Source organism: Reyranella soli (assembly GCF_007992495.1).
GTDB lineage: Bacteria > Pseudomonadota > Alphaproteobacteria > Reyranellales > Reyranellaceae > Reyranella > Reyranella soli.
The window spans coordinates 284,286-304,821 of record NZ_BKAJ01000004.1; the positions used below are offsets into that span (position 1 = coordinate 284,286).

18 protein-coding genes are annotated in these 20,536 nt (G+C 67.7%); 10 read left to right on the plus strand and 8 right to left on the minus strand.

Annotation, left to right across the window (positions count from 1 at the left end):
* Positions 1-563: 563 nt before the first annotated feature.
* The 4 genes from mdoH to RSO01_RS02080 all read right to left on the minus strand — a co-directional run bounded on the left by mdoH (position 564) and on the right by RSO01_RS02080 (position 6,536).
* The gene (gene mdoH / locus RSO01_RS02065) at positions 564-2,342 is read right to left on the minus strand and encodes a glucans biosynthesis glucosyltransferase MdoH (RefSeq protein WP_170302791.1); all 1,779 of its coding nucleotides are present in this window, start codon (positions 2,340-2,342) and stop codon (positions 564-566) included.
* 8 nt (positions 2,343-2,350) lie between these two features.
* Positions 2,351-3,856 (minus strand): OpgD/OpgG family glucan biosynthesis protein, encoded by a 1,506-nt coding sequence (locus RSO01_RS02070; protein WP_147145644.1) that lies wholly within the window; start codon positions 3,854-3,856, stop codon positions 2,351-2,353.
* A gap of 76 nt (positions 3,857-3,932) precedes the next feature.
* A complete protein-coding gene (locus RSO01_RS02075; RefSeq protein ID WP_147145646.1) occupies positions 3,933-4,190 on the minus strand; it encodes a hypothetical protein in 258 nt (85 codons plus the stop codon).
* 3 nt (positions 4,191-4,193) lie between these two features.
* Entirely contained in the window at positions 4,194-6,536 is a 2,343-nt protein-coding gene (locus tag RSO01_RS02080) for a xanthine dehydrogenase family protein molybdopterin-binding subunit (RefSeq protein ID WP_147145648.1), read from the minus strand.
* A gap of 132 nt (positions 6,537-6,668) precedes the next feature.
* Between RSO01_RS02080 and RSO01_RS02085 the strand changes: the two genes are divergently transcribed.
* Both RSO01_RS02085 and RSO01_RS02090 read left to right on the plus strand, forming a co-directional pair.
* Positions 6,669-8,429 carry a serine/threonine-protein kinase gene (locus tag RSO01_RS02085; RefSeq protein WP_170302792.1) on the plus strand — a complete coding sequence of 587 codons (1,761 nt, stop codon included), beginning with the start codon at positions 6,669-6,671 and terminating at the stop codon, positions 8,427-8,429.
* Between the two features lie 59 nt (positions 8,430-8,488).
* Positions 8,489-10,501: a serine/threonine-protein kinase gene (locus RSO01_RS02090; protein WP_147145652.1), complete on the plus strand. Its 2,013-nt coding sequence runs from the start codon at positions 8,489-8,491 to the stop codon at positions 10,499-10,501.
* 6 nt (positions 10,502-10,507) lie between these two features.
* On the opposite strand, the gene RSO01_RS02095 is transcribed toward RSO01_RS02090, so the two are convergent.
* From RSO01_RS02095 to RSO01_RS02105, 3 genes are all read right to left on the minus strand, one after another.
* On the minus strand, positions 10,508-11,089 hold the full coding sequence (locus tag RSO01_RS02095; protein WP_147145654.1) for a hypothetical protein: 582 nt from the start codon (positions 11,087-11,089) through the stop codon (positions 10,508-10,510).
* 111 nt (positions 11,090-11,200) lie between these two features.
* Complete coding sequence (locus RSO01_RS02100; protein WP_147145656.1) at positions 11,201-11,701, minus strand: cupin domain-containing protein; 501 nt, start codon at positions 11,699-11,701, stop codon at positions 11,201-11,203.
* The gene (locus tag RSO01_RS02105) at positions 11,698-12,078 is read right to left on the minus strand and encodes a DUF6496 domain-containing protein (protein ID WP_147145658.1); all 381 of its coding nucleotides are present in this window, start codon (positions 12,076-12,078) and stop codon (positions 11,698-11,700) included. The genes RSO01_RS02100 and RSO01_RS02105 overlap by 4 nt, the downstream gene beginning before the upstream one ends.
* A gap of 57 nt (positions 12,079-12,135) precedes the next feature.
* Here RSO01_RS02105 and RSO01_RS02110 point away from each other — a divergent pair, with 57 nt between their 5' ends.
* A complete protein-coding gene (locus tag RSO01_RS02110) occupies positions 12,136-13,041 on the plus strand; it encodes an SAM-dependent methyltransferase (protein ID WP_147145660.1) in 906 nt (301 codons plus the stop codon).
* Positions 13,042-13,064: 23 nt separating this feature from the next.
* On the opposite strand, the gene RSO01_RS02115 is transcribed toward RSO01_RS02110, so the two are convergent.
* Complete coding sequence (locus RSO01_RS02115; protein ID WP_147145662.1) at positions 13,065-13,979, minus strand: LysR substrate-binding domain-containing protein; 915 nt, start codon at positions 13,977-13,979, stop codon at positions 13,065-13,067.
* A 112-nt stretch (positions 13,980-14,091) separates the two neighbouring features.
* Between RSO01_RS02115 and RSO01_RS02120 the strand changes: the two genes are divergently transcribed.
* Genes RSO01_RS02120 through RSO01_RS02150 form a run of 7 tightly spaced genes read left to right on the plus strand, consistent with a single transcriptional unit; the run spans position 14,092 to position 20,487 of the window.
* Entirely contained in the window at positions 14,092-15,129 is a 1,038-nt protein-coding gene (locus RSO01_RS02120) for an ABC transporter substrate-binding protein (RefSeq protein ID WP_147145664.1), read from the plus strand.
* 4 nt (positions 15,130-15,133) lie between these two features.
* A complete protein-coding gene (locus RSO01_RS02125) occupies positions 15,134-16,057 on the plus strand; it encodes an ABC transporter ATP-binding protein (protein ID WP_147145666.1) in 924 nt (307 codons plus the stop codon).
* A complete protein-coding gene (locus tag RSO01_RS02130) occupies positions 16,054-16,905 on the plus strand; it encodes an ABC transporter permease (RefSeq protein ID WP_147145668.1) in 852 nt (283 codons plus the stop codon). The genes RSO01_RS02125 and RSO01_RS02130 overlap by 4 nt, the downstream gene beginning before the upstream one ends.
* Positions 16,902-17,708: an ABC transporter permease gene (locus RSO01_RS02135; RefSeq protein ID WP_147145669.1), complete on the plus strand. Its 807-nt coding sequence runs from the start codon at positions 16,902-16,904 to the stop codon at positions 17,706-17,708. The genes RSO01_RS02130 and RSO01_RS02135 overlap by 4 nt, the downstream gene beginning before the upstream one ends.
* A complete protein-coding gene (locus RSO01_RS02140; RefSeq protein WP_147145671.1) occupies positions 17,698-18,822 on the plus strand; it encodes an NAD(P)/FAD-dependent oxidoreductase in 1,125 nt (374 codons plus the stop codon). Before RSO01_RS02135 ends, RSO01_RS02140 begins: the two co-directional genes overlap by 11 nt.
* Positions 18,803-19,096, plus strand: coding sequence for a (2Fe-2S)-binding protein (locus tag RSO01_RS02145; RefSeq protein WP_147145673.1), 294 nt, complete (start codon positions 18,803-18,805; stop codon positions 19,094-19,096). Before RSO01_RS02140 ends, RSO01_RS02145 begins: the two co-directional genes overlap by 20 nt.
* Positions 19,093-20,487, plus strand: coding sequence for an FAD/NAD(P)-dependent oxidoreductase (locus RSO01_RS02150; protein ID WP_147145675.1), 1,395 nt, complete (start codon positions 19,093-19,095; stop codon positions 20,485-20,487). Before RSO01_RS02145 ends, RSO01_RS02150 begins: the two co-directional genes overlap by 4 nt.
* Positions 20,488-20,536 lie beyond the last annotated feature (49 nt).

Genomic DNA, 20,536 nt, shown 5'->3' on the forward strand with positions numbered 1-20,536 from the left:
GGCGAGAGGCGATGGAGGCTGCGAGCGTAGCCGATCTCGTTAGAGTGATCATGATCGTTCGTCTGACAGCATTGCTGGCACCGATGCTCGACCCCGGACATTTTTTGCGCCGTTTAGCCCCTTATGGTACGCAAAAATAGCACCGTAGTTGACTCGTGAGAGTACTTAAGTTATATTGACGACGCGTCGCCTCCCGGCGGTTCTGCTCTTTGCATCGTTCATCCGATACCCATCACGCGCCCGGCCGCCGCCGAGCCGGCCTGGCTGGCCGAGCGAAAACCAATAGCGAAACTTGCGTAACTGTCCGAATTCGCCGGCAAGCCCCACAGCTAGTAGGTCGGCTTCCGAGCACCACACTAAGACCTCGAGCGGGAATGCCGGAAAATCATCTCGCCGCGCTGAGGGACGCGCATGTCGTTGCTGTCGCTGTTTAGGCGACAGCGTCCGGCGGCCGACAGTGCCGGAAGGGGCATTGGCATCAATGGCCTGCAGGGATCTCCCGAGATGCGCAGCGAACACGATCCCGTTCGCCGTTCGGCCAGTCAAACTGTCCGGCAGAACTTCTAATGCCCGATCGCAAGCGTGGCCTGGGCGCGCTCTTCCGGAGTCACGAACAGGCTGAGGCGACGCGCCGCCAGTCCCATGGCGCGCCGGCTGGACAGCACGGCGAGCGGCACCGAGAGCAGCAGGCCTGCCACCACCGGCAGGATCCACGGCACGTAGTCGGGAACGATGGCGCCCAGTGCCGTGAGGGCCGCCACGCCGAACAACACGTGGCCTATGTGCCGCTGCAGGGCTTGGCGCCAGTCCATGCCGCGATCGCCGCGTGCCTGGGGCGGCCAGCCGACGGCGTTGCCGCCCAGGATGCGGATCAGGAACGTCGTGTGGAACAGCATCATCACCGGCGCCAGCAAGGTCGAGAAGGCGGTCTCGACCAGGAAGCTCGCCGTCATGGCGAGGCGCCCGCCGAAGCGGCGCACGCCGCGCGTCGACCACAGCCGCAAGGTGAGCGCGAGCAGCTTCGGGCCGAGCAGCAAGGCGAGCGTCATGCCGAGCAGGCCGTGGATCTCCGGCCAGTGATATTGCGGCCAGAGCGGGAAGAGGCTGCGTGTGGGCCCGAAAAAGATGTCGCCGGTGATGCGGTGGTCGACCACCATGGCCGAGCTCAGCATCAGCATGGCGAGCCACAGGGGCGAGGCCACGTAGGCGAAGATGCCCATGCCGAAGTGCAGGCGGCTCATCCAGTGCAGGCCGCGCTGGCTGATCAGCCTTGCATGCTGCAGGTTGCCCTGCATCCAGCGGCGGTCGCGCACCGCATAGTCGAGCAGGTTGCTGGGCAGTTCCTCGTAGCTGCCGCGCAGCTCGGGCAGCAGCCAGCAATACCAGCCGCCGCGGCGCAGGAAGGCCGCTTCGACGAAATCGTGACTGAGGATTTCGCCGCCGAGCGGCGGCCGGCCTGACAGCACCGGCAAGCGGCAGCACTCGGCGAAAGCCGCGACGCGCAGGATGGCGTTGTGGCCAAAGTAATTCGCTTCGCTGGTCTGCCAGAAGCTGTTGCCCATCGACAACACGACGCCGGTCATGCGCGACGAGAACTGCAGCGCACGGGCGAACAGCGTCTCGCGTCCGGCCGGCACGATGTGCGTCTGGATCAGGCCGGTGCGCGGATTGGCCTCCATCAGCGCGGCCAGCCGCACCATGGTGTCGCCGCTCAGCAGGCTGTCGGCATCGAGCACGATCATGAAGGCGTAGTCGGGCCCGCGGGTGCCGATCCACTCGGCGATGTTGCCGGCCTTCTTGCCGGTGTTCTGCGCGCGCCGGCGATAGAACAGATGTGTCTCGGCAGCGAGCCGCTCTCGGAGCTCGCCGTAGAGGCGCTCTTCTTCAGCGGCGATCTCGGCGTTGGTCGTGTCGCTCAGGACGAAGAAGTCGAAGGCCGCGGCATGGCCTGTCGCCTGCAGCGAGCGCTGCATGACAGCGAGACGCCCGGACACCTCGGTCGGGTCCTCGTTGTAGACCGGAACCAGGATCGCGGTGCGTTGGTGCAGTGTCGGGACCACACCGGCGGCAGGCGATTGTCGCGACAAGGTCACTGGATGGCGTCGCAGGACGCTCAGCAAAAAGCCGAACACGCCGCTCCAGAAGGAAAGGGCGATCCACGCGAACAGAAGCGCAAAGCAGGGCAGGAAGATCGGCTTCAGGATCTCCGGCCCGCGCGCCGCCACGATGCGGCCCATCAGAATCAGGCCGACGGCCGTCGTCACCAGGACCAGGATCAGCAGGAGCCATCGCCGCCAGCCCGCGCGTCCGGCGTGGGGATCGAGCTGCCAGCCTTCGCTCACGCTTTCCTTCACGGGCGGAAGACGCTGGTCCAGGTCTCGGTCAGCGTCTGGCCGCGCAGTTGCAGGACCGCGCGCAGATCGACCGGCTTCTTGCCGTCGGGTTCGAAGTCGATGAAGAGCCGCCATCCGCGTTTCCATGGCAAGGCTTCGACATAAGTGCGATTGAGCTTGGCATTCGTCAGCCCAACGTCGGACGTGACGGGTTGTTCCGGCGCGAGCGAGGCGAGCTCGCCGCCTGCAAACTCGACCACCATGCGGCGCTGCTTGGGCTGGCCCGGCACCGCACCGACGCGCGTCGCCACGGTACGGCCGGCCGGCGAAAGGGCGGCCTCGTCCAACAGGGCGTGGAGCCGGTAGGCATACTCCTTGCGTTCGCCCTTCTTTGCCGGCCAGCGCGACACCCAGAAGGCCACGATATTGTCGTTGGTCTCGGCCTGCGTCGGGATTTCGACCAGCCGCACCTCGCCATCGCCCCAGTCGCCGACCGGCTCGACCCACAGGCTGGGCCGCGTGTGCAGGCCGGCGCTGGTATCCTGGTAGCGCTCGAAATCGCGTTCGCGCTGCATCAGGCCGAAGCCGCGCGGATTGTTGTCCTGGAACGACGAGACGGCAAGCGCACCGGGATTGTCCAACGGCCGCCAGATCCGCTCGCCCTTGCCCGTGGAGAGGTAGAGGCCGTCGGAATCGTGGATCTCGGGTCGGTAGTCGTCGCGCGCGGGCGTCGCCTTGCCGGAGAAGAACATCGAGGTCAGCGGCGCGATGCCCAATACCTGCACGTCGTTGCGCAGATAGATGATGCTCGTGGTGTCGATCGTGGTGCGGCTGCCGGGTCGGATCGTGAAGGAGAATGCGCCGGCCGCTCCGGGCGAGTCGAGCAGCGCCCACACGGTCATGTCCGTGGCACCATCCGCGGGCTTCACCAGCCAGAAAGCTCGGAACAGGGGAAACTCCTCCGGCTTGCCGCCGATGCCCGTATCGATCGCCAACCCGCGCGCGGAAGTGCCGTAGAGCTGGCCACGGCCGATGGTTCGGAAGTAGCTCGCGCCCAGGAAGGAAGCGACCTCGTCGAACTTGTTCGGCTGGTTCAGCGGATGAAGAAGACGAAAGCCCGCCAGCTCGATCTTTTGCGGCGGCTGCTTCAGCCCGGTGTCGGAGAAGTCGAGGTCGTCGGGCGAGACAGGCAGCGGTCTTGCCACACCATTCTCGACCACGAAGATCTGCACAGGGTGCTCGTAGATGAACCCGGCCGGAAAGAATTCGGCACGGAACAGGCTCTTGTCATTGCGCCACAGAGCGGTATCCGGCTTCGCTCTCAGGGCTCGGTACTGGTCGTAGGTGAGGCGACGCATGTCGCCTTCGATGGATGGCGACTGCTTATAGGGCTCGGCCGCGAGTTTGGCGGCCATCGTCTCGACCGCTGCAAAGGTCGAGGGCGCACCTTGCGCCCATGCCGTCGGGCCTGTCGGTGCCGTGAAAAGGCAGAACAGCAACGCAAGGAGGCCGACTGTACGCATGCTGCGCCACTAAACGACGCGCAGCCGGTGAAGTTGCCCGATGACGTGACAGGGCGGACGTTTCGCCGCGGCCTGGCTACAGCATCCCGAACATCTTGGCGACGCGCTGGACGGCCTGCCAAGCCGGATCGAGTATGGTGAAGGTCCGGACCATTTCCCCCGCATCGGCCAGCAGCGCCTTGAGCTTCACGCTGTCGGGTTCGTCCTTTTCCGCTTCCTTCTTGGCTTCCGCGAAGAGCGAGCGCAGCTCGCGCATCTCTTCCTTGTAGTCGTCGTCGATCGCCTTGAGCGAATGGCCCAAGGCGGCGATGAGATCGTTGCGCTCGGCGGCCATGACCTAGGCCGCCGTCTTCTGCCGGTTGGCGGCGATCACCGCCCACAGGCTCGCTGCCGTTGCCGGCATGTCGACGTGCTTCACGCCAGTATGCGGATAGATCGCGTCGACGATGGCGTTGATCACCGCCGGCGGCGCGCCGATGGCGCCGGCCTCGCCCGCGCCCTTCACGCCCAGCGGATTGGTCGTGCACGGGCTGTTGTGCAGGTCGAAGTTCACGTATGGCACGACGTCGGCGCGCGGCAGGGCGTAGTCCTGGAAGCTGCCGCTGAGCAGCTGGCCAGAGTCCTTGTCGTAGACCGTCTGCTCCGTCAGCGCCTGGCCGACGCCCTGGCCGATGCCGCCATGGACCTGGCCCTGCAGCAGCAGCGGATTGAGGGCTGCGCCGAAGTCGTCCATCACGTTGTAGTTCACGATCTCCAGCACGCCGGTATCGGGATCGATCTCGAGTTCGCAGATATGGCAGCCGTTGGGGAAGGTGTCGGCCGTCGGCGTGCGCGTGAACTCGTCGTCTAGGCCGGGCTTCTCGCCCGCCGGCACGTGCTTGGGATCCTTCGCGGCCTTGGCCACATCGAACAGGCTCATGGTGCGGTCGGTGCCGACAATCTTGAACGCGCCGTCGCCGTACTCGATGTCGGCCGCCGAGGCCTCCATCGCGCTCGCCGCCACGAGCTTGCCCTTGGCGATGATTTTGTCGGCCACGCCGATGGTCGCGGTGCCCGCGACCGAGACCATGCGGCTGCCGCCGGTCATGCCTTCGGGCACCACGTCGGAATCGCCCTGCACGAAGTGGATCTGGTCGGCATCGATGCCGAGCCGCGCCGAGGCGATCTGGCGGATCGCCGTCTCCTGGCCCTGGCCGTTGGTCTGGTTGCCGACGAAGATCGTGACGGTGTTATCATCGTTGAACTTGGCGATGGCGGTCTCCGGCGGCCCGCCGCCACACTTCTCGACGTAGGTCGCCATGCCGATGCCGCGCCACTTGCCCTTGGCCGCCGCGGCGGCGCGGCGGGCAGGGAAGCCCTTCCAGTCGGCCTTCTCCATGCCCTTGCGCATCACCGTTTCGAAGTCGCCCGAGTCATAGGTGTCGCCGAGCGCCGTCGCGTACGGGATCTGGCTGGGCTTGATGAAGTTGCGCGCGCGGATCTCGTCGGGCGTGAGGCCGGTCTCGCGCGCGATGTGATCGACGAAGCGCTCCAGCAGGTAGGCCGCCTCCGGACGGCCGGCGCCGCGATAGGCGTCGGTCGGCACGGTGTGGGTCATCACGCCCTTGACGTTCACGTAGCATGTCGGCGTCTGGTAGAGGCCGACCAGCATCTGGCTGCCCGCCAGCGTCGGGATGAAGGCGCTGAAATGGCTGAGATAGGCGCCGAGCGCGGCGTAGGTCGTGATGCGGCTGCCGATGAAGCGGCAATCCTTGTCGAGCGCCATCTCGGCGATTGAGACATGATCGCGACCCTGCACGTCGGACTGGAAAGCTTCCTGTCGGTCGGGAATCCACTTCACCGTGCGCTTCAAGAGGCGCGAGGCCCACACGATCATGGGATATTCGGGGTGGACGAAGATCTTCATGCCGAAGCCGCCGCCGACGTCGCCGGTGCGCACGCGAAGCTTGGGCGAGCCGATCTTGAGGATCATGTCGGCCACGACCGGCCGGATCATGTGCACGCCCTGCGACGACAGCCACAGCGTCGAGCGGTCATCCTTGGCGTCGTACTCGCAGATGGCGCCGCGCGGCTCCATGGGATTGGCGACCAGGCGCTGGTTGACGAGCTGCAGCTTGACCACGCGGTCGGCCTTGGCGAAGGCGGCGTCCGTCTTGGCCTGGTCGCCCATGTGCCAGTCGAACACGATGTTGTTCTTGATGTGATCGTGCACCAGGGGCGCGCCGGGCTGGGCCGCCTCGAAGGTGCCGACGACGTGCGGGCGCGCCTCGTAGTCGACCTCGATCAGCTCGGCGGCGTCCTTGGCCTGCTCCAGCGTCTCGGCCACCACCAGCGCCACCGGATCGCCGACATGGCGCACACGATCGAGGATCAGCATCGGCCGCGGGGTCTCGCCGCGCGGGCTGCCGTCGCGGTTCTCCAAGGGCACCAGGCAGGGCACGTCGCCGAAATCGGCCTTCTTCACGTCCTGGCCGGTCAACACCAGCAGCACGCCGGGCGCCTTGGCGGCCGCGGTGGTGTCGATCTTCTTGATATCGGCATGGGCGTGCGGGGAGCGCAGCACGTACATCCGCGCGGCCGGGGCATTCAACTTGGTGTCGTCTGTGTAACGCCCGCCGCCCGTCAGCAGCCGGGGATCCTCGAGCCTGCGAACCGATTGACCGATACCGAACTTCGCCATGAATTCCTCCGTTCGCGCGGAGGTTAGAGCGGATACAGGCTCCCTGTCATGGCGAATCCCTGGAATTACAACACCGTGACCATTGCAACGCCGCCGAGGCGGTCGCGTTTCCCTGCTGGAAACCCATCATCCATGTCTGCCGCCGCCTCTTCGCCCGCCGAAGCCCCGCCCCAAATCGACTACGTGGCGTTGCCGGCCGGCGCGACGGTTGGCCGTTACCAGGTCGTGAGCATCCTGGGCCACGGCGGCTTCGGCATCACGTATCTTGCGCGCGACACGCAGCTTGGCCGAGACGTCGCCATCAAGGAATACCTGCCCGCGGCACTCGCCGTGCGCCAGGACGGCGGCTCGGTGCTGCCGCGCTCGGCCGAAGTGGCCGACGATTTCGGTTGGGGACGCAGCCGCTTCATCGAGGAAGGCCGCACGCTCGCCAGCATGCACGACGCGCCGTCGATCGTGAAGGTGTTCGACTTCCTCGAAGCCAATGGCACCGCCTACATCGTCATGGAACTATTGCGCGGCCGCACGCTCGAGGATCGGGTCAAAGCCGAGGGCTCGTTCTCGCCGGCCGGGCTGCAGGCGATGCTGGAGCCGTTGCTCGCGGGCCTGCAGAAGATCCATGACGCGGGCTTCCTGCATCGCGACATCAAGCCATCCAACATCATGCTCGACACCGACGGCCGTCCGACCTTGATCGATTTCGGCGCCGCGCGCGCCGCCATGGCCGACCGCACGCGAACGATGACGGCGATCTTCACCCCGGGCTACGCCGCGCCCGAGCAGTTCACCTCGTCGGCCAAGCAGGGGCTATGGACCGACATCTACGGCTTTTCGGCCACGCTGCACTACGCCATCACCGGCCAGCCGCCGCCCAGCGCCTTCGATCGACTGATGGCCGATACCTATGAGCCGCTGGCGGGTCTGTGGCCGCGAGGCTTCGACATCCGGCTCCTGCGCGGCATCGACGCCGGCCTGGCGCTTGCCGTCGAGCAGCGGCCGTCGAGCATCGCCGCCTGGCGGGCGCAGTTGCACTATGAGGCAGCCGACCGCGCAACGACGTTGGTGATGGCGCCGGCGTCGCGTGCGGCCTCTCATCGATCCACCGCTCATCAATACACCGCGCGCCGCGGATGGCTGGCGATCGGCGTCGGCATCGTCCTGGCCGGGCTGGCCGGCGCCTATGTCACCTTCGCGCCGGCGCCGACGCCTCAGGGACAGCCGGCAACAACGACGGCGGCCGATGCGACGCAGCCGTCGCCGGAAGCGGATGAAGCTGCGTTGAACCTCTCGACGACGGACCGCCGGCGCATCCAGCTCGCGCTGACGGCGCAAGGCTTCGACACGCGCGGCACGGATGGCACGTTCGGTCCGCGGTCGCGCGAGATGATCGCGGCCTGGCAGCAGGCACACAAGCATCCGGCGACGGGCTACCTGACTGCCGCCGAAAACCAGGCGTTGCGCGACGCCAGTCCGCCGTCGTCGCGACAGCCAGCCGAACAGTCGGCGGCGCCATCCGTCGGCAGCGGCCTGTTCGTGGGGTCTCTGTCGGGATCGGCAACGGGAGGCGGCGGCGCCCCGCCTGCGCCCATGGACGCCGACTTGCGCCTTGCCGGTCACCAGCTCGTCGGCCGGATCGTTCATCCGGCTTGCGGCAGCCTGCCGGTTTCGTTGGCGGTCGATCCTGCTGGCACGGTCAGCGGCAGCCTGCGGCTGCCCGAGGCGGCAGGCTGCGCCACCAACGCCGCTTCCGCGAGCGGACGCCTCGCGGGGAGCACGCTGACACTCGACCTGCGCGGCGCCGACGTGAGGTTCCGCGGCACGCTCTCGTCGCAGGCCGAGCGACGGCCGGCGAACACCTCGTCGCCGCCCGGCCAACGCATCGACGTGCCGTAGGCGGAGCGCCGCGGCCGAGATTGCTGGCGCCGTGGGCGCATGGCAGGCTTTCGCGTGCCATGACCGATGCCGGCCGCCCCATGGATCCCTCGAGCAGAGTCGACTACGTGGCTCTGCCGGCGGGACGCATGGTCGGCCGCTACGAGATCGAGGACGTGCTGGGGCAGGGCGGCTTCGGCATCACCTATCGGGCGCGCGACCGTCATCTCAATCGAGAGGTCGCTCTCAAGGAGTTCCTGCCGGCGGCGCTGGCCGTGCGCCAGGACGGCAGCTCGGTCCTGCCGCGCTCGACCGAGGCGGCAGGCGATTTCGGCTGGGGCCGCGGCCGCTTCATGGAGGAAGGCCGCACGCTCGCTACCCTGCACGACGCGCCGTCCATCGTGAAGGTGTTCGACTTCCTCGAAGCCAACGGCACCGCCTACATCGTCATGGAGCTCGTGCGCGGCCGCACCCTTCTGGAATACGTCAGGGTCGAGGGGCCGCTGGTCCCGGCCGCGCTCGAGGCGATGTTGTGGCCGCTGCTGGCCGGCCTGCAGCGAGTGCATGAGGCAGGCTTCCTGCATCGCGACATCAAGCCGGCCAACATCATGCTGGACGGATCGGGCAAGGCGACACTGATCGATTTCGGCGCCTCGCGCGCAGCGATGGCCGGCCGCACCGGCACGATGACGGCGATCTTCACCCCGGGCTATGCCGCACCCGAGCAGCTCGGCGCGGCCAAGCAGGGGCCGTGGACGGACATCTACGGCCTGGCAGCCACGCTTCACTACGCCCTCACCGGTGCCCCGCCGCCCAGCGCCGTCGACCGGCTGATGAAGGATAACTATCAGCCGCTCGCCGCACGCCGGCCGGCCGGCGGCTCGAGGAGCCTGCTGACCGGTATCGACGCGGCGCTGTCGATCCAGGCCGAAGAACGACCGCAAAGCATTGCCGACTGGCGCGCCTTGCTGCGCCAGCGGCCATCATCGGATGACGTGACCTTGGTGATGAGGCGGCCGCTCGTGCCCAAGCCGTCGCCCGCGGCGCCGGTCGGCGGCAAGGCCAAGTGGTTCGCCATTGCTGCCGCCTGTGTGCTCCTGGGCGTTGGCGGCTTCTATCTCGCGGCGGCGTTGCAGCCGGCGGCGCTTGCGCCCCCAAGCAACGATGCCCGACAGGCGCAGGAAGCCGAGGCGGCGCGGCGAAAGACGGAAGCGGCGGCCGAGCAGGCCAGCGCCGACGCAGCACGCCGCGACGCCGAAGCCCGCCGCAAGGCTGACGCCGCAGCGGCGCAAGCGCGACAGGCAGCGGCGGCCGATGCACAGGCCAAGCGTGAGATGGCTCAGCAATCGAAGATCGATGAAGAAGCTAAGGCGCGTGCCGCTCAGCCTCCGTCATCCGCTTTCGATGGAACGTATGGCGGCACCTTCAGCGAGACGACAAAGGGCCGTCCTGGTGGCGGCCGCATCGTATCGGTCACGCTGCGGCTCGTCGGCACGGCCCTCTCAGGGCAGGCCATCTATCAGCACTGCGGCGCCGTCCCGCTTTCGCTGATAGTGTCGTCGTCGGGTGAGATCAGCGGGGCCGTCCGGTTGCCGGACGTGCAGACATGCGCGCCGATCGATGGCAGCGCGAGCGGGCGCGTGACCGGCCAGGGTATGCAGATCGAATTGCGTGGTCCCGGCCTTGCGGCCAGCGGGGCGTTGACCAGGAATGGGCAGTCATTGGCAGCCGCCGCACCTGTCCCAACTCCGGCCGCTGCCGCCGGCGCCCTGGACGGCGCCTATTCAGGGGCGTTGTCCAGTTCGGCACCGGGCGGCCAAGCGGGCGGCGTCCGGCCGCTCCGTGCCGATCTGCGTGTCTCGCAGGGGCGGCTAACAGGGCAGTTCGTCCATCCGACGTGCGGGACGACGTCGATCTCCCTGCCGGTCGACGCGGCCGGCGCCGTCAACGGCCGGATACGCACCTATGAGGCGAACAGCTGCGCGATGAACGATGCCGAGGTCAGCGGAAAGGTGACCGCCAACGCGGTCACCCTCGATATTCGTGGCCTCAGCATGAAGGCCGATGGATCGCTGCCCAGGCGCGCCGACTGACGACGCTTACTTCGGCATGATAGCGATGACGGCCACGCTGCTGTTGATCGCCGTCACCGAATCGCCCGGCTTGACGCGCGGCAGCTGCGCGCGGCCTTCCGGCGTGGTGACGTTGTAGGTGCGGACCTCGCCGCCGCCCGGATTGATCAGCGAGATCGTGCCGGCCGACGGATTGACGGCGGTGACCCACCAGTTGGCGACCGCCTGGCCCGCCGAGGCGCCGGCGACGCTGCCGCCGCCGCCCGTGGCGACGGTCACGGTGGTGTCGCGATCGCGCGGCGTCTTGGTGTTCGGGCCGGACAGCACGAAAGTCAGCCGGTCCTCGAAGGCGAGTGAGACCATGTCGCCCACCTTGGTCTGCGCGAAGTTGGCGACCGTGGGGCTCACCTGGCGCACAGCGGTGGCGCCGTTGGTGAAGGCGAGCGACACGGTGCGGGCATTGGGATCGACGGCGGTGATGCGCGCATCGGCCGAATAGGTGGTGACGGTCGAGATGCCGACGATCGGCTGGCCTTGCGCGAAGGCCGAGCCGGCCGCGAGCATCGAGCCCGCCATCGAAGCGGCGGTCAGAATTCTTCTGGTAAGCATGGTGTACCTCCTCCTACTTCGGAAAACGGTACCACAAGCTTTGCCAGCCGAGCTATGGCCTGTCCCTTGCGGACAGATTGAAAATACTTCAGGTCCGCAAGCAGCGCTTGTTCAGGAGTCGCCCATCTCCCCGTCAAAATAGTCGGCAGGGGTGACACGGCCGAGCGCCTTGTAGCTCGCGCTCGACAGGTCGCCGCCCCGCACGCCGGCCGCCATCCCCACCTTGCCCGAATCCGGATACTCGATGATGTCGACCGTTTCGATGTCGGAGAGGGCGAGGTAGCGCAGCTCGCTCGTGCCGGTGTTGATGAGCTGGTGCGCTTCGGCGCCCGCCGGGTTGGCGATCAGGTCGCCGGCGCGCACCGGCAGGGTCCGGTCGTCCAGCCGCACCTCGCCGCTGCCCGACACGATGTAGAAAAGCTCGTCCATCACGTGATGGCGATGGAACGGCCAGGCCCGCTTGCCCGGTGGAACGATGGTGAGCGAACAGCCCAGCTTCTTGAGGCCGAGCAACGGCCCGGCGCGGCCGAGCTTGGCCTGGAAGCCCTTGCCGTTGCCGCCGTCGCGCAAGGGGAGGTCGGCGATGTTGACGATGCGTTGCGGACTGCTCATCGCGGGGCCCGCCGCGCGCTGCGACGGCGTGGCGAGCGCCGCGTCGTCGTCCTGGCGTTGGTCTTTGCGTTCTGGCCGCCCATGGCGCGCGAGCTCTCGCGCTTGCCGCGGGCGCCGACGCGGGCCTTGCCCTCGCTCTCCTGTTGCGCCGTGCGGCCGGTTGCTTCCTTGGCCTTGCTGCGCGCGAGGTTGCGTCGGTTCTTCGCCTTGCTTTCATACTTGGAAGCCCCGGCCTCCTCGAGCGCGATGGCGATCGCCTGGCGCCGGCTTTTCACTTTGCCGCCCTTGCCGCGCGGGCCGCTCTTCAGCTCGCCGTGGGCATATTCGTGCATGACGCGGCCCATGGTCTTGCGTTGGGACATCGATGTCTTGGCCATGATGATCCTCCGGAATTGCTTGCCTGCGAACGATGGGCAGTGGATTAGGTTGCCGTCATGAGCACCGCGTACCTCGCCGCCGAGGGCTTCGCCGACCAGTTGCAGGAAGAGCTGCGGCGGGCCGGCGCGGCCGTCGCTCATCGGCACGAACGGCTGTTCCTGTGCGAGGGGCCGGCGGTCGCTGCTGCCTGGGCTGCCAATGTCTGGCACGACTGCCAAGAGCTTCCCGTCGAGTCGATCGGCAGCGCGGCCAAGGCGCTGCGCGACATCCAGCGCAATTGGGCGATGTATGCGCCGCTGCATCATCGGCGCGCGGCGCTGATCCAGGAGCGCCTGCCGCATGTCTCGAGCAAGCCCATCGTGTTCCCGGCCAAGGCGCCCTCGGCGCCGCTTGGGTCGTGGACCTTGTTGTCGCCCGACCGCCTGTTGGCCGCGGCACACTGCAGCTCGCCGTTCGCCAACGGCGAAGTGGCCTTCATCGAGGACAAGACCGGCCCGCCCAACCGGGCCTATCTGAAACTGTGGGAAGCGCTGGTCCGGCTCGGGCGCTGGCCGGGACCGGGCGAGCGCTGTCTCGATCTCGGCGCATCGCCGGGCGGCTGGACCTGGGTTCTGGCGCGCCTCGGCGCCACGGTGCTTGCGATCGACAAGGCGCCGCTCGACCCCAGGGTGGCGGCGATGCCGGGCGTCGCGTGGCGCGGCGAAAGCGCCTACGCCCTCGCACCCGACAGCGTCGGCGCGGTCGACTGGCTGTTCTCCGACATCGTCTGCTATCCGGCGCGGCTGCTGCGGCTGGTCGAGACGTGGCGGTCGTCCGGCCTGGTGCGCAATGTCGTCTGCACCATCAAGTTCCAGGGCGGAACCGATCACGAGGCCGCCGCGGCCTTCGCGGCCATTCCCGGCGCGCAGGTCCTGCACCTCCACCACAACAAGCACGAGCTGACGTTTCTGCTCACTGGTTAGCTCATGCTCTCCGGACCGCCGGCCTAACGCCACGGTCCTCGGCGGAGAAATGTAGCGACGTGGGCGCGGAAGCCGTCGATGAACTCGCGCGCCACCGGCGGCACGCTGCGTTGCGCCGGCAGCAGGGCGGCGAACTCGAAGTCGATCTGCGGCTCGAAGCGGCGGACCACGATGCCGCGCGTCGAATATTCGGTGGCGGTGAAGGGCTCGCACAGCACCACGCCGGCGCCGGCGCCGGCCAGCGCACAGGCGATCTCCGACAACGGCGTCTCGATGCGCAGGATGCGCGTCACGCCATGCTCGGCGAAGACGCGGTCGATGCGGAAGCGCGACAGCGTCGAGGGCCCGAGCGAGATGAAGTTCTCGCCCTCGAAGTCGGCCGGCCGCAGGAGCTTCTTGCGCGCCAGCCGATGGCGCTCGGGCAGCACGGCGACGAAGGGCGCGGGCGGCATGTGTTCGCGATCGACGTTGACATGCTCCATCGAGGCCTCGGCGAAGCCCAGGTCGCTCTGGCCCTGCGCCACCGACGCCAGCACGGCATGCGACACCAGGCCGGACAGCACGATGTCGAGCTTGGGCCGCTCCTTCAGGAACTCTCCCAGGAAGCGCGGCAGGAAGCCGTTGGCCAGCGCCGGCAGGGCAGCGATGCGCAAAAAGCCCGCGCGGCGGGTGCGCAGCTCAGTCGCCATCTGCTCGATGCGCTCCAGCCCGACGAACGCCCGCTCGACCTCGGCATAGAGCGACAGCGCCTCGCTGGTTGGCACCAGCCCCGTGCCGCGCCGTTCGAAGAGGGTGAGGCCGAGATGGCTCTGCAGGTCGCGCATCATGCGGCTGACGGCGGGCTGGGTGACGTTGATCAGCGACGCCGCCGCGCCCACGCCGCCGGTCAGGATGACGGCGCGGAAGGCTTCGATCTGGCGGGGATTGAGGCCACGCATGGCCCTTTATAACATCTTGTTATGAAGGTGGCGGATATTTCGAATTTGACGCCACCATGACAGCGCGAAACCATTGGCATCGCGGCAGAACGGTGCCGCAACAGGAGGGGTTATGGGGCGTTCGATTTATGGCGGCGCGCTCGCAGGCGCGGCGGTATTGCTTGCCGCCGGGGCGGCCTTCGCACAATCCAAGACGCTCACCGTGGCGGCCTATGGCGGCTCATGGGAGCAGACGCTGCGCAAGGAGATGATCCCGGCCTTCGAGCAGAAGCACGGGGTCAAGGTCGAGTACGTCGCCGGCAACTCGACGGACACGCTGGCCAAGCTGCAGGCGCAGAAGGCCAACCAGGTGATCGATGTGGCGATCGTCGATGACGGCCCGATGTACCAGGCGATCCAGCTGGGCTTCTGCGGCAAGATAGACGGCCTCGACAAGAGCCAGCTCTATCCCGCCGCGCTGTTCAAGGACGACAGGGCGGTCGCCGTCGGCCAGACCGGCACCGGATTCATGATCAACACCAAGACTTTCAAGGACAAGGGCTGGGCCACGCCGACCTCGTGGAACGACCTGAAGGACCCGAAGTTCAAGAAGCTGCTGGTGATCCCGCCGATCAACAACACCTACGGCCTCTACACGCTGATGATGTTCGCCCGCATGAACGGTGGTGGCGAGAAGAACATCGAGCCGGGCTTCAAGGTGATGAAGAACGACGTGAACCCCAACGTCCTGGTCTACGAGCCGTCGCCGGGCAAGATGACCGAGCTTTTCCAGTCCAACCAGGCGCAGATAGCGGTGTGGGGCACCGGCCGCGTCCAGGCCTTCGCCAACACCGGCTTCCCGGTCGACTTCATCTATCCAAAGGAAGGCGCGCCGATCCTGCTCGCCTCGGCCTGCCCGGTCGCCAAGGCCAACGTCAATCCGCTGGCGCACGAGTTCATCAAGACGTTGATCTCCGCACCGGTGCAGACCGTGCTGGCCAAGGACATGGGCAACGGCCCGGTCAACACCAAGGTCGACGTCAACATGCCGGAACTGCGCATGGCCCCGGTCGGCGAGCGCGCCAAGCTGATCATCTCGCCCGACTGGGACGTCATCAATGCCCAGCGTGAGGACTGGACCAAGCGTTGGAACCGCGAGGTGGAGCGCTAGGCATTTGGCGTTCCTGTCTCTTGAAGGCCTGAGCAAGCACTTCGGCACGCATGTCGCGGTCGATGGGTTGACGCTCGCGGTCGAGAAGGGGGAGTTCGTCTCGCTCCTGGGGCCGTCGGGCTGCGGCAAGACCACGACCCTGCAGATGATCGCGGGCTTCGTCGAGCCGAGTGGCGGCGCGATCCGGCTCGAGGGTCGCGATCTCCTGGCGGTGAAGCCGGCCAAGCGCGGGCTCGGCATCGTGTTCCAGAGCTATGCTCTCTTCCCGCATATGACGGTGGCGGAGAATGTGGCGTTTGGTTTGGAGATGCAGGGCGTGGCCGCCGCCGAGCGTACCAGGCGCGTCGGCGAGACGCTGGAGCTGGTCGGCCTTGGCACCTTCGCCGGCCGCTACCCGCGCCAGATGTCGGGCGGCCAGCAGCAGCGCGTGGCGCTCGCCCGCGCGCTGGTGATCCGCCCGCAGATCCTGCTGCTCGATGAGCCGCTTTCCAATCTCGACGCCAAGCTGCGCGAGGAGATGCAGATCGAGCTGCGCCAGATCCAGCGTACCGTCGGCACGACCACCATCCTGGTGACGCACGACCAGGCCGAGGCGATGGCGCTCTCCGACCGGCTGGTGGTGATGAACCACGGCCGCGCCGAGCAGATCGGCCCGCCGCACGAGGCCTACGAACGGCCGGCCACACCGTTCGTGGCGAGCTTCCTCGGGCGCACCAATCTCGTGAACGGCACGACGGTGCGGCCCGAGAAGATCTGGTTCGCGACCTCGGGCCTCGCCGGCAAGGTGCGCACGCGCATCTTCCAAGGCAATCACTGGCTCTACCAGATCGAAACGGCCGACGGCTTGGTGACGGTGATCCGCCAGAACACCGGCGAGGCGATGCCGGGCGAGGGTGAGGCGGTGCACTTGGCGTGGGCGGCGACATGAAGTCGGCTCCCTATCTCCTCAGCCTCCCCGCGCTGCTTCTGTTTGGCGCCATCGTGATCATCCCGCTGGTCATGACGGTGCTGCTGTCGTTCCACGACTGGGGCCAGTACAAGGGCATCGAGCCGGTGTTCGTGCTGAAGAACTGGCACGAGGTCTTCACCGATTCCTACTTCCTGGAGATGTTCTGGCGGACCTTCCGCATCGCCTTCTTCGTGACCCTGCTGGCCGCCGTGTTGGGTGCGCCCGAGGCCTACATCCTGAACCGCATGAAGAGCCCGTGGCGCGGCCTCTTCCTGCTGGTGATCCTGGGCCCGCTGCTGATCTCCGTGGTCGCGCGCACCTTGGGCTGGGCCCTGCTGTTCGGTGGCAACTCCGGACTCATAAACAAGGCGCTGGTCTCGATGGGCCTGATCTCGGCGCCGCTGCCCTTCATGTTCACCGAGACCGGCGTCATCGTGGCGCTGACGCACGTCCTGATGCCGTACATGGTGCTGGCGGTGTGGGCGGCGCTGCAGCGGCTCGACCCGCAGATCGAGAACGCGGCGGTGGCGCTGGGGGCGGGGCCCTTCACCGTGCTGCGCCGTATCGTGCTGCCGCAGGTCATGCCCGGCATCCTGTCGGGCGCCATCATCGTCTTCGCGCTGGCGGCCAGCGCCTTCGCCACGCCGGCGATCATCGGCGGCCGCCGCCTGAAGGTCGCCTCGACGCTGGCCTACGACGAGTTTCTCAACACCCTGAACTGGCCGTTGGGCGCGGCGGTGGCCGTGCTGCTGCTGGTCGCGCTGGTCGCGATCGTGGTCGGCGCCAGCCGCCTGGTCGAGCGCCGCTACGCACAGGTGTTCGGATGAGCCGCAACGGACCTATTGCTCTCATCTACCACACGCTGTTCGTCATCTTCATGCTGGCGCCCATCCTGGTCGTCTGCTTCGTTGCCTTCACGCCCGAGGGCTATCTTTCATTCCCGACCGACCGCTGGTCGCTGCGCTGGTTCTACGCCATCGGTCGCTATCCCGAGTTCATCTCGGCCTTCTGGCGCAGCCTGTGGCTGGGCGCGCTGAGCTCGGCCATCGCCGTCGCCTTCTCGGTGCCGGCAGCGCTCGCCATCGGCCGCCATCGCTTCCGCGGCCGCGACGCCATGACGGCACTCTTCATGTCGCCGCTCATGATCCCGCATGTCGTACTGGGCATCGCCTTCCTGCGCTTCTTCACCGAGCTGGGGCTCGGCGGCACCTTCGTCGGCCTGGTGCTGGCGCATATCGTGGTCGTGCTGCCCTTCGCCTTGCGGCTGACCCTCGCCTCGGCGGTCGGCCTCGATCGCTCGATCGAGCATGCCGCCATCTCGCTCGGCGCCTCGGACCGCACAGTGTTGCGGCGCATCACCCTGCCGTTGGTGCTGCCCGGCCTGATCAGCGGCTGGGCGCTCGCTTTCATCAACTCGTTCGACGAAGTAACCATGACGGTGTTCATCGCCGCGCCCGGCACGGAGACGTTGCCGGTGCGCATGTTCTTGTACATCCAGGACAACATCGATCCGCTGGTCACCTCGGTGTCGGCCTGCGTCATCGCCATCACCGCGGCGGCGCTGATCGCACTCGATCGCGCCTACGGTCTGGAGCGCCTGCTGGTGGGAAGGAGTGTCGATGGCCGCTAGCGAATACGACGTCGCCGTCATCGGCGGCGGCCTGGTCGGCGTCGCCACCGCCTGGGGCCTGGCGCGCGAGGGCTGTCGCGTCGTCGTGCTCGACGAGGGCGATCGCGCCGTGCGCGCGAGCCGCGGCAACTTCGCCCTGGTGTGGGTGCAGAGCAAAGGCCTGGGCCTCGCACCCTATGCCGGCTGGACCATCCGCTCGTCGAATGCCTGGGGAGGCTTCGCCGAGACGCTGAAGGAGGAAACCGGGCTCGATGTCTGCTTCCAGCGGCCGGGCGGTTTTCACCTGGCGCTGTCGGAGCGCGAGCTCGAGGTGCGCGCCAACAATCTGAAGCGACTGCACAACCAGCCGGGCATCGTCGATTACAAGACCGAGATTCTGGACCACGCGCAGGTGGCCAAGATGCTGCCGGACATCGGCCGCGAGGTGGTGGGCGGCAGCTTCTGTCCGCTCGACGGCCATGTGAACTCGCTGCGTCTGTTCCGCACCCTGCACACCGCCATCAACGCCCGCGGCGTCACCTACCTGCCGAGCCATCGCGTCGAGACCATCACGCGGGAAGGCGGCGAGTTCCGGCTTACGACCGCTCATCGCGAGATCCGAGCCAACCGCGTGGCGCTGACGGCCGGCAACGCCAACATGCATCTAGCGCCGATGGTCGGGTTGGAATGTCCGATGAAGCCCGAACGCGGGCAGATCGTCGTCACCGAGCGGCTGCGGCCCTTCCTGCGCCATCCCGTCGTCACCCTGCGCCAGACCGACGAGGGCACGGTGATGATCGGCGATTCCAAGGAAGAGCGCACCGATCCGGCCGGCCTCACCATCGGCGTCAGCGCCACCGAGGCTGAGCGCGCGGTGCGCCAGTTCCCGTTGCTGGCCAACGTCAACGTTGTGCGCACCTGGAGCGCCATCCGCGTGATGACCCAGGACGGCTTCCCGATCTACGACGAATCGGAGAGCCATCCCGGCGCCTTCACGGTGTGCTGTCATTCGGGCGTGACGCTCGCGGCCAACCATGCGCTTACTATCGCGCCCATGATCGCGCGCGGTGCCCTCGACAAGTCGCTGGTCGCTCCCTTCAGTGCGCGGAGGTTCCATGTTCAAGAGGCTGGCTGATGCCGGCGCGGCCGTCGCGCTCACGATCGACGGCAAGCCCGCAAATGCGCGGAGCGGTGACACCGTCGCCGCAGCCCTGCTGGCCGCGGGCATCGATCGTTGCCGCACCACGCCGGTGACGGGCGCGCCGCGCCTGCCGTACTGCCTGATGGGCGTCTGCTTCGACTGCCTGGTCACCATCGACGGCGTTGGCAGCCGCCAGGCCTGCCTGGTGCCGGTGCGCGAGGGGATGAAGGTGGAGACGCAACAAGGCAAACGCGAGGCCGGACGATGAGCGCCGCTGATCTTGCGTCCTCCTATGACCTCGTCGTTATCGGCGGCGGGCCGGCCGGCCTTGCCGCGGCGTCGCTGGCGGCGCGCGCCGGCATCTCCACCGTCCTGTTCGACGAGAACCCCGGCGTCGGCGGCCAGATCTATCGCGGCATCACCTCGACGCCCGTCACCAACCGCTCGATCCTGGGCGAGGATTATTGGGCGGGCGAGGCGTTGGCCAACGAGGCCAAGGCGAGCGGCGCGGCGATCGTGAACGGCGCCACGGTATGGAGCCTCGATCCGCAGCGCATCGTCGGCGTCTCGATCGACGGCAAGGCGCGCTTGATCGAAAGCAAACGCGTCATCATCGCCACCGGCTCGCAGGAGCGGCCGTTCCCGATCCCGGGCTGGACCTTGCCGGGCGTGATGACGGCGGGCGCGGCGCAGACGGTGCTGAAGGCGCAGGGCCTTCTGCCCGACGGTCGCACGATCATGGCCGGCACGGGTCCGCTGATGTGGCTGCTGGCGGCGCAGATCCTGCGCGCCGGCGGCAAGCTCGATGCGATCCTCGATACGACGCCACGCCGCAACCTTTTACGCGCGGCGCCATACCTGCCGGACTTCATGCTGTCGCCGTACTTCGCCAAGGGACTGGCGCTGCTGCGGGAGGTGAAGGCCAGGGTTCCGGTCCGTCGCGTCTCGAGCATCGAGGCGGTGGGTGACGACAAGCTCCGCGAGGTCGTGTCCGACCGGGGTCGGATGCCGGCCGATCTGCTGCTGCTGCACCAGGGCGTGGTGCCCAACGTCAATCTCGCCCTCGCCGCCGGCGCGGCGCACGCCTGGAACGAGCGTCAGCTCTGCTTCCAGCCCGTGCTCGACCAGGATTTCGGCAGCTCGGTGCCCGGCATCGCCGTGGCGGGCGACGGCGCGGGCATCGCCGGCGGCACGGCCGCTGCCGAGCGCGGCCGGCTCGCCGCCATCGCCGCGGTGCGCGCTCTCAGGCCCGATGCAAGCGTGCCGGATCCGCAGAGCGTGCGCCAGCGCCTGCAGCGCGAGGAGATGGGCCGCGCCTTCCTCGACTGGTTGAACCGGCCGGCCGAGTCCTTCCGCCAGCCCGTGGGCGACACGCTGGTCTGCCGCTGCGAGGAGGTGACCGCGGCGCAGGTCCGTTCGACGGCGGACCTGGGCTGCGAGGGACCGAACCAGATGAAGGCCTTCCTGCGCTGCGGCATGGGTCCGTGTCAGGGCCGCCTGTGTGGCCTCACCGTCACCGAGCTGATCGCCGCGCAGCGCAAGACCACGCCGGCCGAGGTCGGCTACTACCGCCTGCGCCCGCCGGTGAAGCTCATTACACTCGCCGAGCTCGCCTCGCTGCCGATCAGCGAAGCCGAGCGCAAGGCGGTGGAGCGGTAACGTGTCTTCTGTGGACCGCGGGCCTCCAGGCCCGCTCATGATCATGATG